Here is an 11,301-nt window from a genome sequence, read left to right on the forward strand (position 1 = left end):
GCCGCCGTCGTCATTAATTCAGGGGTACTACATAGCCCTCCGTGACGTCGTCTCATCCATCGCGTCCCTGCCCAGCCAAACGCCCAAGCCGATCATGGCCAAACCAAGAACGAAGTGCAGCCAGTTGTCAGCGGTGTTGAACGGTACAAAGTTGGCCCCGGTTCCCTGGTTGATAACCAAGCCGTAGATCCAGAGGACAAGGTAAACGGCACCGCCACCGATCAGGAACAGGCGGGCCATGCGGCCCGTCCTTGCCATGGCCAGGCCGGCCGCGCCAAACAGCAGGTGGACAATGTTGTGGAGTATGGACACTTGGAAAACTCCAAGCAGCATGGCGCCGGAATCATGTCCCGCGAAGGTCATGGCGCCGTAATTGGTGGTGATGCCCGGGATGAAGCCGAGCACGCCTACCAGCAGGAATACAATGCCAACGCCCATGGCGGTGTTGTGGAGCGTTAAACCCATCGCATGGTGGTGTGCTGGGTGCGAAGCGGTGGTCATAAAGTCCTCCCTTTCACGCTGTTATCCGGCTCTTCTCATGGAGAACCGGCCCGCGGCAAGGGGTGTCGGAAAACCTTGCCGACGCCGCCATAATACTCCTGAAATGCCTCTGGCAGCAGGGGATACGGCCAGTTCAGCGCCCGATAGCATGGGTTCATGACTCATGGTCCCAGCGGTGGATTCGCGTCGATTTTCCATGACCCCCGTGACCTGACTCCGTTCCGGGAGGGACGCATCCGCACGCCGGTCAAGGGGCTCACCGACGGTCTCGGTGACGCCCTGTCCGGAGTGCTGAGCGGACGCAATTCCGCCCGGCTTTCGGTGACCGGTGATGTTCCGCGCCTGAGATTCCTTAGCAGCAGGCAGGCCAGGGCCATGCACGACGCCGTCTTCACCTCCAGCGATCCTGACCGGCTCCTGGCGCTGGCGCATGAACTGCCGGGATGGGCCGGACTGTGCCACGTGATGGCGGGGTTGCTTGTGTACAAGCACGGCGGGCACTTGCGGGCCTCGGAACTGCTGCAGCGCGGTTTGGCTACCAGGATCGACGACGACGCCAGCCAGTTCTCTGCCCAGTACCTTGGGCGGGTGGTCACCCGTGTGGAGGTGGCCGAACGCGTTGAAGTTCCTGTCTTGTTCAGCGAGGAATCCGTGTTCCTGGCTCTGTCCCATTGCCTTCGCGAGATGGGAATGATGGAGGCGGCCCTGCAGGCAGTGGCGGGACTCCCGCCGTCGTTGCCCTCTGCCTTGGCCCGTTGCACTGCCGCGTTTGCGTTGGAGCGGCACCGGGATGTGGTGATCTGGACCAACGGCTTGCTGAATACGGACGACTTGTCCGCCGCGTTGCTGTTGATCCGGGCTCGGTCGCAGCGTGCGCGCGGGGACTTCGACTCCGCGCAGGCCGCCCTCAAGGAAGTCCTCAGGCGGAGGAAGACCAGCCTTGCCCTGCGCCAGGATGCCCTCACGGACAGGGCCCTGCTGGCACTGGACCAGGGCCGGGTCTCGTTGACTCCGCGCTCGCGCAGGCCCGCTCCTCCGGACGAGCTGGAGACGCTTGAAGTGATCCGGAAGGATGCCGAAATGCGCCGGTTGTGGGAGAACGACTTCAGGCAATTGGGCGGCGAATAAGGCTATTGTCTGGTCCACTGCCGGCGTAGAGTTGTAATCAACCAAATGGTTGATCAAGCATTTGGTTGATTACGAAAGGTGCACCATGGACCACGCGGCTTTGGACAGGGCGTTCATGGCTCTCGCGGATCCGGTCCGCCGGGACATCGTTGCCCGGCTCTCCCGCAGCGATGCGACGGTCAACGAGTTGGCGGAGCCTTTCGCGATCAGTAAGCAGGCAGTTTCCAAACACATCCAGGTCCTTGAGCACGCCGGCCTCGTGACGCGATCCCGCGATGCCCAGCGACGCCCCGTCCACCTTGACGCGGCCGCACTTGAGCAGCTCACCGCCTGGATCGACAAATACCGGCTGATTGCCGAGCAGCGGTTCAGGCTGCTTGACGACCTCCTGGCCGGACCCGCCAAAAAAGCAGGTCCCCATGGGACCTCGGCTGAAGGAAAACTGAAATGAGCAATCCAACAACAATCACGGCCCAGGACGGCGTTCCGTTCGTTGACACCATCCGTGAATTCGATGCGCCGGTCAGCGCTGTATTCAAGGCGCATGTGGACCCGGACCTGCTGGCCAAGTGGCTGGGCCCACGGACAACGTCCATCAACGTCACCGAATACAACGCCATAACCGGCGGAAGTTGGCACTACGAGAGCGGTGACGCCGGTGCATCGTTCGGCTTCCGCGGAGTCTTCCACAAAGTGGACCCCGAAGCACTGATCATCATGACCTTCGAGTTCGACGGCGCCCCGGACCAGGTGGGCATCAGCACCACCACGTTCGAGGAGACCGATGGGCGGACCAGGATCGTGGTTCACGAGGTCTACCCCTCGGTGGAGGCGCGGGACATGGCCTTGGCAACCGGCATGAACTACGGAGTGGTCGAAGGATACGAGCGGCTGGATGAGCTTCTTGCTTCCTGAACCGTCGTCGTTTCAACCCGAGTTAAACCGCGGCACGGCTGAGCAGCGGCAGCAACTGCTCGGCGAGCAGTACCAGGCCCAGCCCCACCATGATGATTCCGCTCACCAAGGTGACAGCGCGTGCAGCGCCCGGTCGTGAAGCCAGCAACTTCCGCGACGCCAAGGCAACGCCCGTATAGATGAGCCCCGCCAGCACTACGAAAGTCAGGCCAAGCAACCCGGATTGGACGGGTATGGGCAGCGCGGCTTCGGGACTGACGAACTGCGGCACCAAAGCAACAAAAAACAAGAGACCCTTGGGATTGATGCCGCTGGTGCCCATGCCTTGCAGGAAGGTGCGGAGTTGGGTCCCGGAGGGAACGACGCCGGCTTCCGCACTGAAGCTCGCGTCCCGCCACGAGCGCATGGTTCCGGCACCGAGCCACAGCAAGTAGGCCGCGCCGGCAATGGTGAGCCAACCGAGAAGGCCCGGCACTCCTGCGAGGAGGGCCGCCAGCCCTGCGGCCATCAGCAGGGTATGGATCACGTAGCCGCTGCAGAGTCCGGCGACGGCGGGCACAAAGCTCCGTTGGCGCAGGCCCGCTGAAATGGAATACGCCCAGTCGAGGCCAGGGGTGCAGGCCAGGCTGACCGACACGAACAGGAAGGCTAAGAACAGCTGCGGATTCACGGGTTTCCTTACGGGCTTGGCAGGTAGGAAAACTCTAGGGAAATCGGCTTGAGAAGTGCTGTCCTTTTTCGCTCGAAACCGCGGTTGGACGGTAAGATTCTTGCGTGATTGACGGCATAGATAAGACTATTTTGCGCCACCTGAAAGAGGACGGCAGGATTACTGCTACAGCACTGGCTGCCAAGGTGGGCCTGACGGTGGCGCCGTGCCATCGCCGGCTCCGCGATCTTGAGCAGTCCGGCGTGATCCGCGGGTATCGTGCGGACGTGGACCCGGCCGCCGTCGGGCTCGGCTTCGAGGCGATAGTGTTCGTCACCCTGCGGCAGGTGGACCGCACAACGGTGGCTGCCTTCGAAGCCAAGGTGACCGAGAGCGTAAACATCGTCGAGGCGCAGCGGCTCTTTGGAACCCCGGACTACCTGTTGAAGGTCATGGCGGCCGATCTTCCGGCGTACCAGCGGTTTTACGACGACGAGCTCGCGGCCCTTCCGGCCGTGGAACGCCTGAAGTCAACCCTCGTCATGAAGAACCTGAAGACGAACATCGGGCCGCCTGTCTGACGCTATTCCTGGAGCAGGCCCGTGGTGCGGTAGGGGATGACTTCGCGCAGGAACATGCTGGTGGACGTCCTCACGATGCCTGGGCACAGCCTGATCTCCTCCGAGACCCGGTAGAGGTCGTCGGGGCTCTTGGCCACTACCCTGATGATGAGGTCGGTATCGCCGGCGGGTGCGTGGCATTCGAGGACTTCGGGGATTTTCCTGAGGGCCGCAATGGCCTCGTTGAGGTGGCTCTGGTCCAGCTCCGCGCTCACGGCAGCGGCCACGCCTCGCCCAAGCGCCGAGGGCAGGACCCGGCTGCTGTTCGCGCGCAGGGCGCCGGAGGCCGTCATGCGCTCCAGCCGCGACTGGACGGTTCCGCGGGCGAGCTTCAATTTCTGGGCCAGGACCATGATCGGCAGTCGTGGATCTTCGTCGAGTGCCGCGATGATCCGGCGGTCGGTTGCGTCGAGTTCCTGCAAAGTGACTACTTCCTGTCGTTAGAACGTCGCGGCACTGATCAGATCGATCAATTCATAGCCAGTCTGTTGCACCAACTGTATGTCCATTGCTGAAATAGTGGCAACGAAGCAGGGCGGGGCTACCGCCGGACCCTGCAGGCACCGATCGCACGGCACATCACCCGGGCGTTCGCCAAGGCTTCCCGCAAGGAAGCAGCCGCTGATTGACTCTTGTTCACGCATTGTCATTCCGCACCGGCCCGTTCGCGGGCATCACAGTAAGAGCCCCTGAGCCACCGGATCGTTGCGGTAGCTGAGGGGCTCTTGTGTTGCCGGGGTTCCTTCCTGGCCCGCATAGGCTTGGATCATGACTTCCGCAGGACGTTTCGCGCCCAGCCCCTCGGGTGAACTCCATGTGGGCAATCTGCGGACAGCGATCCTTGCATGGCTCTTCGCCCGTTCCACAGGCCGGAAGTTCCTGGTGCGCGTGGAGGACCTGGACCGGGCGCGCTCCGGCGCCGAGGCCGTGCAACTGCGTGATCTGGAAGCTGTCGGCGTTACCTGGGATGCCGCCGTCGTTCGCCAGACCGACCGGCTGGGGTTGTATAACGAGGCGATTGACCGCCTGGCCGCCGACGGGCGCACCTACGAGTGCTTTTGCACCCGCCGCGAGATCCAGGAAGCACCGTCCGCGCCGCACGCACCGCAAGGCGCTTACCCCGGTACGTGCCGCGACCTTTCCCATGCCGAACGGGAGATCCGCCGCGCATCCCGGCCTGCCGCGATCCGGCTGCGGGCGGACGTCCGTGAGTGGGTTGTTGAGGACCAGCTGCGTGGCCACTACAAGGGTGTGGTTGACGATTTCGTCCTGCGCCGCAACGACGGCGTCACCGCCTACAACCTTGCCGTGGTGGTGGACGACGCCGCCCAGGGGATCGACCAAGTGGTTCGTGGCGACGACCTCCTCCCTTCCACTCCGCGGCAGGCCTATCTCGCCACGCTGCTGGGGCTGGTGGTCCCCGAATATGCGCACGTTCCGCTGGTGGTTAATCACGACGGCGCCCGGCTGGCAAAGCGTGACGGTGCCGTAACGCTGGGCGACCTTGCCGCCGTCGGGATTCCTGCCGAACGCGTGCGAAACCTGCTGCTGGAGTCCTTGGGGTTGCCCGCCGGGCCGTTGCAGTACGCGGTCGCGGCGTTCAATCCGGAGGAGCTGCCCCGGGAGGCGTGGGTGTGGAAGACTCCTGCCGCGGAGATGCCGTCCGGCTAAGCGGGCGGGAGGGCATTGGCCCCGGCTGCCATGCCGGCCCACAGTGTGTCGGTAACTGCCTTGACGATTGCCTGGGTGCTGACGCCTTCAAGGTGCTTGCCCGCTGCCAGCATCGCTGTACCGTGAAGTCCGGCAAAGCAGACCATCGCCATCGTTCCGGGGTCACCCTCGGCGAGTTCTCCGGACTTCTGGCCCTCTTCGATGAGTGCCAGGGCCACCAGCATCCCTTGCTCCCCGATGGAACGGAGTTCGTCGCCGGAGCCGGACTCGTGCTTCGTGGAGTACATCACGGAAAGAAGGGTTGGCCGGGACACGGCGAAGTCGACGTACGCTTTGGCAACGTGTTCGAACCGTGAACGGAGGCTGCCCTTTTTCCGTGCCGCGGCGGCGATGGCCCCGTTCATCATTTCGAATCCCGCCTTGGCCAACGCGTCAATGAGGGCTTGCTTGTCGCGGAAGTGCTTGGCGGGTGCGGCATGGCTGACCCCCAGGTCGCGGGCGAGCTGTCGCAGGGAGAGCCCGTCCGGCCCTGAGTCTTCGAGGGTCCTCACTGCGTGCTCCAACAGCGCCTCGCGAAGGTTGCCGTGGTGGTAGGGCTGGTCAGTCATGGCCTCATTTTAGCCCGGAAGTAGTCATTGACAACAATGTAGGCAGTGCCTACGATGTTGGCATTGACTACTTTCGGTCGATCGAGCATCAAAGGATGAAACCGCCATGACCATGACCTACTCCGGCACCACAGCACTCATTACCGGCGCCAGTTCCGGCCTCGGAGCCGAGTTTGCCTCCCGCTTCGCTGCCCGCGGCGCCAACCTGGTCCTCGTGGCGCGTCGTGCCGACCGCCTGGAAGACCTTGGGCAGCAGCTCCGCGCCAAGCACGGAGTGTCCGTGACCGTCCTCCCGATGGACCTTGGCCAATCGGGTGCGGGCCGGGCATTGGCCGCTGAGCTGTCCGGGCGCGGAATCACTGTGGACACCTTGGTCAACAACGCAGGTTTTGGAACACGCCGCCCCCTTGTCGAGGAGGATCCAGACGTTATCGCCTCGGAAATCGCGCTCAACGTTTCCGCGCTGGTGGACATCACGCGGGCTTTCCTTCCCGGCATGCTGGCGTCCGGGAAGGGCGCGCTGGTGAACGTGGCAAGCACTGCGGCCTTCCAACCAATCCCCGGGATGGCTGTGTACGGAGCAACCAAAGCGTTCGTGCTGAGCTTCACCGAAGCAGTTGCCCACGAAACCAAGGGTTCTGACCTGCGTGTGCTGGCCCTTTGCCCCGGAGCTACTCGAACCGAGTTCTTCGAAGTGCTGGGCAGCGAGTCCGCCGCGGTCGGCGCCATGCAGAGTTCGGCTCAAGTGGTGGAAACGGCGCTCAAGGCCCTGGGTGGGAATACCACTCCGGCAAGCGTGGTGTCCGGTTGGGCCAACCGTGTGGCGGCCGGGTTCGCCCAGCGCCTCCCGCGTGCGCTCACGGTGGCAATTGCCGCCCGCGCCGTGCAGGACTAGCCCCACCGGGGAACTCATGCGACACACTTGATCAGGTGGGGGACAAGTACAAAGCATGAGGGACGAATTGAATCCGCCGGATCGGGAGCGCGGCTTTAGCCTGCTCTACGAATCGGTGTACGCGGACCTGCACAGGTTCGTGCAGCGCAGGGCACACCCGGACCAGGCGGACGACGTCGTTGCCGAAACCTTCCTTGCCGTGTGGCGGCGGTATGAAGCGGTGCCGGAGGAGTCCGGGGATGCGAGGGCTTGGATCTTCGGCATAGCCCGGAACATCCTGCTGAACACGCTGCGGGGCGAGCAGCGGCGCCAAGCGCTGGGAGTGCGTCTGGCTGTGGCGGCGCTGGCCCAGGCACCGGGAGAAAGCATGGACGTGGTGCTGAGCCGCGTGGATGTGGGCCGTGCCTGGTGCCTCCTCTCGGACGTGCATCAGGAGGCGCTGGGGCTGGCGATTTTTGAGGACCTCAATGCCACGCAGGCCGGCCTGGTGCTGGGCATCTCGCCCGTTGCTTTCCGCCTGCGCCTGAGCAGGGCCAGGAGAACACTCCGGCTTCTGCTGGAACACGTACCCCAATCTCCTGCCGCTGCAGGTTCCGAGCTGATGAGGACCACGACGCCGTGAATGCTGAACGTACTGACACGCTGCTCCGATCCCTTGACGTTGCCGATGCCCATCGGATTGATCCCCGCCGGGCCCGCGCCGACCTTCATCGCATTGTGGCCTCCGAACTGCCGCAGGCGCACCGTGTGAAAGCGGCTGCGACGGGTCGCAACCGTCCACGTGGCGCGCGGCGCGTCGCCATCCTGGCTGCTGCCGCTTCCGTGGTGACCGCCGGCTTGATCGTTCTGCCGGGGATTTCGGGCGGTGACCAAGCCTTCGCTACCTGGACCGCCGCGCCCTCCGGCATGAGCGCCAAGGAGCGCCATGACGTGGCCGAGGACTGCAGGGCCTCCAAGAAGGACGTGGGCGGCGGCATGTACCAGGGGGAGCTCGCGGCAGCGGAGGTCGCCATCTCGGAGCGCCGGGGTGCGTGGACGACGGTTGTGCTGGCAGGTCTGGGCGGGTTTTCCGCACTGTGCATCACTGACGATTCCCCGCAGCTCTTCGGCCTTTCCGGCAAACCACGTATTGGTGCGATTGGCCGTCCAATCACCGAGGCGCCCTTGGGGCCGCGGGAATTAAGGCCGTCGTCACTGGGTACCGGCACCATGGATGCAGGGAACATTTCCATGGCGGCCGGCGAGGCGGGTTCCGCCGTCGTCGGAATGACCTACCTGAGCAAAACCCATGGCGAGGTTGCCGCCACTGTTTCCATGGGGCAGTTCGCATTGTGGTTGCCCGGTGAGGAATTGCGGAACGCTTCCTCCGAGGGCGCGAAGGTTGTGGTGGCGTACGACGACGGCACTACTGAGGTGAGGACGCTGTCCTTCTGAGGCGGGAACCTTAGCCGGCGGCAGCTTCCAGCCGTCGGAGGGCAGCGGCCCTGCCCTTGTGTCCGGACCGTTCGTCCAGGGCGATGGAAACGCCCAACGAAGCGACCATCACCAGCATGCACACGGGAACCGAGGCTCCGGCAGCAGCAAGGGCGATGCTTCCGGCCAGGACAGCCACCACCATGGCCGTGCTCCAGAGCACATGCTTGTCCGGGCCCAGCATTGCCGTATACAGCGAGGTCAGGGAGACCTTGAAGATCGCCACGGGCACGGCGATCCAGGCGACTGCGGCGGCCGCACTGATATGGGCCTCGTGGTCGATGAAGTAGGCAGCAACGTGGAGTCCTGCTCCGCTTGCTGCAGTAGCTGCAAAGACGATCATGTGCCCGTAGCCGAAGAGGAACGAACGGTGCCGCTGGAGATGGAGGGACTTGCCGGACGGCAGGATGAAGTAAATCCACCACATGCCGAAGGCCAGGCCGGTCCCGCCCAGTCCCACCACGGCTGCCTCAAGCGACCAACCGTGCAACGCTACGATTGCGCGAAGCGTCTCGATCGCCCCAACCAGGCATTCTCCTAACGCAATGATTGCCAGCAACCCGTAGCGTTCAGCGATGTGGTGTGCGTGCCACGGCGTCCGCATCTTTCGCTCAGCGAGGCCCGGAACAGACATTTCCAGGACGAACAGCGGCGCCGCCAGCAGGAACGTCGTGAGCACGTCTGTTTCGATCACCAGGGCCGCAACCCAGCCGAGCTGCACTATGGCGAGGTACTTGGCATAGCGGAGGCAGGTCTCCCGCCGTTCGGGGTCCTGCTTTGCCGCTCGAAGCCATTGGAACACCAAAGCCAGGCGCATCACGATGTAGCCGATGAGGATGGCCACGTTGTTTACGTGGTCCCCCTCCAGCAGCGAATGGAACATCGGCTCGATGCCCATCGCCAGGATGATGACGCCAAGCATCTGCACCATGGTGACCACTCGGAACACCCAGTCGTCGGTGTCGTAGGCGCTGGCGAACCAGGTGAAGTTCACCCACGCCCAGATCACGGCGAACATGGCGTAGCAGAAACCAAGGAGACCGGCGCCGAAATGTGCATCCGCAACGTTGTGGGCCAATTGGTTCGCGGCAACGCTGAACGCGATGACGAAGGTCAGGTCAAAGAACAGTTCAAGCGGGGTTGCGGTGCGGTGCTTCTCGTGTGGATCGCGGCCGCCCATGCGTGCCAGGGCATGGCGAAGGGGGTTCGTGGACATAGCTCAAAGATTACCGCCGGTGCTGTGGCGTGCGCCGAGATCGCGGGAATGCGTCGCGACGCGGGAAACCTGCCGGGTCGCTGTAAATGTCCCCACGATTAGGCAGTATTTCCACGAACTCGGCGAGCCCGCCTACACCCGGCCCAGGCCGCCTACACCCGGCCCAAGACGTCGATGTCTTCGAGGAACTCTTGGTACACCTCGTCGCTAACGGTGGTGCGGGTGTCCGCGATCGCGTCGAGGTAGTCCTGGGTGACGGGACCTTTGCGGCCGTTGGTGCCGTTCGACCCCGGGGCCGCGGCAGCGCCGTCGTACACTGCCTTTTCCAGTGCCCGCTGTGACGCGCTCCGTGCCGCGAACTCGATGTCCGCGGGCGAAAAGCCTTCGGTGCGTTCCACCAGCAGCGAGATATCCACGGTGTCCACAACCGTGGCGGGGATGAAGCGCTGCCACATGGCTTCGCGGGCGTGGACGTCCGGCAGGCCGATGGGGATGACGTAGTCGAAGCGGCCGTGTCGCAGGAAGGCTGTGTCCAGAGCGCGGATGAAGTTGGTGGCGCAGACCAGGAGGCGGCCAGGCTGTTCGCGGAAGGCGGGGATGATCTTCAGCAGTTCGTTGGTGACGCCCTGCAGTGGTGAAGGCGGGTCGCCGGCTCGTTGCGAGGCGATTTCTTCCACCTCGTCGATGAACACCACGGCGTGTTCCAGTTCGGCGATCTCCAGGAACGTCTCGCGCAAGGCACCGGCGAGGCCCTTGGGATCGGAGGCCAGCCGTGAAGGGAAGACTTCCACGAACGGCCACTCCAGCCGGGACGCGATGGCCTTGGCGAAGGTGGTTTTGCCGGTACCGGGAGGACCGAACAACACCACGGCACGCGGGGGGACCACCCCGTATTCGTCGGCCAGGTCGGCTTCGGCCAAGGGAAGGACGAGGCGGCGTTCCAGCAGTTCCTTCTCCCGCTTCATGCCGGCCACGTTCTCCCACAGGTCGCGGGCAAGGATGCGTCCGCCGAGCAGTCCCAGCGCGCCAAGTTCCTGGCGCTGCACGGGAATGGTCCGCTCAAAGTAGCGCAGGTTCTTCTTCACCTCGAACCCGCGGCCCAGGAATGCCTCGACCCGCGTTTCGGTCTCCGGCATCAGCGCGGAGAGTTTATTGAGGCCGTGCGGAGCCATCCGGTTTTCGACGGCGGCCAGCAGCGAGGTGCCGATGCCGCGGCCCCGGAACTCGGGAAGCGTCGCCAGGAAGACGATCCAGCCTTGATCGTGCGCGGCACGCCCGACGGCCGCACCCACCACTTGCTCGCCTTGGACCGCGACCACCGCGTGGTCCTTCTCGCAGGAGGCCAAAACCTCGGACAGGGCGTACACCGGCTCCACGCCATCGGCCTTGAGCGACTCCCACAGGTGCAGGATTCCGTCCAGGTCGGACGAGTGAAAGTCCCTGATACGCCAGTTGGTCATGGCCATGTCTCCCGGGTTTGCTAGGTGGATCGCCGTTGATGCCTTGGAGTCGAGCATAGGGGAATCGCGCGAACAGGAGGTTGCGGGACCGTTGCGTTACGCGGCAAAGTACGACGGCGGCCTGTCGGCGCCGGGGTCCGTCCCGCCGTCGTGACTCCCGCCTAA

14 protein-coding genes are annotated in these 11,301 nt (G+C 64.1%); 8 read left to right on the top strand and 6 right to left on the bottom strand.

Annotation, left to right across the window (positions count from 1 at the left end; all coding sequences use genetic code 11):
• Window positions 1–27: 27 nt before the first annotated feature.
• Window positions 28–501, bottom strand: coding sequence for a DUF4383 domain-containing protein (locus ACIPY2_RS20925; RefSeq protein WP_400268327.1), 474 nt, complete (start codon window positions 499–501; stop codon window positions 28–30).
• Between the two features lie 156 nt (window positions 502–657).
• Here ACIPY2_RS20925 and ACIPY2_RS20930 point away from each other — a divergent pair, with 156 nt between their 5' ends.
• The 3 genes from ACIPY2_RS20930 (at window position 658) to ACIPY2_RS20940 (ending at window position 2,544) form a co-directional block, all read left to right on the top strand.
• Entirely contained in the window at window positions 658–1,629 is a 972-nt protein-coding gene (locus ACIPY2_RS20930) for a hypothetical protein (protein ID WP_400268328.1), read from the top strand.
• Between the two features lie 85 nt (window positions 1,630–1,714).
• Entirely contained in the window at window positions 1,715–2,080 is a 366-nt protein-coding gene (locus ACIPY2_RS20935; RefSeq protein ID WP_400268329.1) for an ArsR/SmtB family transcription factor, read from the top strand.
• Complete coding sequence (locus ACIPY2_RS20940) at window positions 2,077–2,544, top strand: SRPBCC family protein (protein WP_400268330.1); 468 nt, start codon at window positions 2,077–2,079, stop codon at window positions 2,542–2,544. Before ACIPY2_RS20935 ends, ACIPY2_RS20940 begins: the two co-directional genes overlap by 4 nt.
• A gap of 22 nt (window positions 2,545–2,566) precedes the next feature.
• On the opposite strand, the gene ACIPY2_RS20945 is transcribed toward ACIPY2_RS20940, so the two are convergent.
• Window positions 2,567–3,214 (bottom strand): LysE family translocator, encoded by a 648-nt coding sequence (locus ACIPY2_RS20945; RefSeq protein ID WP_400268331.1) that lies wholly within the window; start codon window positions 3,212–3,214, stop codon window positions 2,567–2,569.
• A gap of 104 nt (window positions 3,215–3,318) precedes the next feature.
• Between ACIPY2_RS20945 and ACIPY2_RS20950 the strand changes: the two genes are divergently transcribed.
• A complete protein-coding gene (locus ACIPY2_RS20950) occupies window positions 3,319–3,774 on the top strand; it encodes an Lrp/AsnC family transcriptional regulator (protein WP_400268332.1) in 456 nt (151 codons plus the stop codon).
• Between the two features lie 2 nt (window positions 3,775–3,776).
• On the opposite strand, the gene ACIPY2_RS20955 is transcribed toward ACIPY2_RS20950, so the two are convergent.
• On the bottom strand, window positions 3,777–4,235 hold the full coding sequence (locus ACIPY2_RS20955) for an Lrp/AsnC family transcriptional regulator (RefSeq protein ID WP_400268333.1): 459 nt from the start codon (window positions 4,233–4,235) through the stop codon (window positions 3,777–3,779).
• 346 nt (window positions 4,236–4,581) lie between these two features.
• Between ACIPY2_RS20955 and gluQRS the strand changes: the two genes are divergently transcribed.
• Window positions 4,582–5,484: a tRNA glutamyl-Q(34) synthetase GluQRS gene (gluQRS, locus tag ACIPY2_RS20960; RefSeq protein ID WP_400268334.1), complete on the top strand. Its 903-nt coding sequence runs from the start codon at window positions 4,582–4,584 to the stop codon at window positions 5,482–5,484.
• Here gluQRS and ACIPY2_RS20965 read toward each other — a convergent pair.
• Window positions 5,481–6,092, bottom strand: a complete 612-nt coding sequence (locus ACIPY2_RS20965; protein ID WP_400268335.1) for a TetR/AcrR family transcriptional regulator — start codon at window positions 6,090–6,092, stop codon at window positions 5,481–5,483. The two genes, gluQRS and ACIPY2_RS20965, sit on opposite strands and share 4 nt — an antisense overlap.
• Before the next feature lie 106 nt (window positions 6,093–6,198).
• Here ACIPY2_RS20965 and ACIPY2_RS20970 point away from each other — a divergent pair, with 106 nt between their 5' ends.
• From ACIPY2_RS20970 to ACIPY2_RS20980, 3 genes are read left to right on the top strand one after another with little or no spacing between them, the layout of a single operon-like run.
• A complete protein-coding gene (locus tag ACIPY2_RS20970) occupies window positions 6,199–6,987 on the top strand; it encodes an SDR family NAD(P)-dependent oxidoreductase (RefSeq protein WP_400268336.1) in 789 nt (262 codons plus the stop codon).
• 55 nt (window positions 6,988–7,042) lie between these two features.
• Complete coding sequence (locus ACIPY2_RS20975; protein WP_400268337.1) at window positions 7,043–7,609, top strand: RNA polymerase sigma factor; 567 nt, start codon at window positions 7,043–7,045, stop codon at window positions 7,607–7,609.
• Window positions 7,606–8,421: a hypothetical protein gene (locus ACIPY2_RS20980; RefSeq protein WP_400268338.1), complete on the top strand. Its 816-nt coding sequence runs from the start codon at window positions 7,606–7,608 to the stop codon at window positions 8,419–8,421. The genes ACIPY2_RS20975 and ACIPY2_RS20980 overlap by 4 nt, the downstream gene beginning before the upstream one ends.
• Window positions 8,422–8,431: 10 nt before the next feature.
• On the opposite strand, the gene ACIPY2_RS20985 is transcribed toward ACIPY2_RS20980, so the two are convergent.
• Window positions 8,432–9,676, bottom strand: coding sequence for a low temperature requirement protein A (locus ACIPY2_RS20985; RefSeq protein ID WP_400268339.1), 1,245 nt, complete (start codon window positions 9,674–9,676; stop codon window positions 8,432–8,434).
• A gap of 152 nt (window positions 9,677–9,828) precedes the next feature.
• Window positions 9,829–11,136: an ATP-binding protein gene (locus ACIPY2_RS20990; RefSeq protein WP_400268340.1), complete on the bottom strand. Its 1,308-nt coding sequence runs from the start codon at window positions 11,134–11,136 to the stop codon at window positions 9,829–9,831.
• Window positions 11,137–11,301 lie beyond the last annotated feature (165 nt).

Source organism: Paenarthrobacter sp. NPDC089675, assembly GCF_044749185.1.
In the GTDB taxonomy this organism is placed as follows: Bacteria; Actinomycetota; Actinomycetes; order Actinomycetales; family Micrococcaceae; genus Arthrobacter.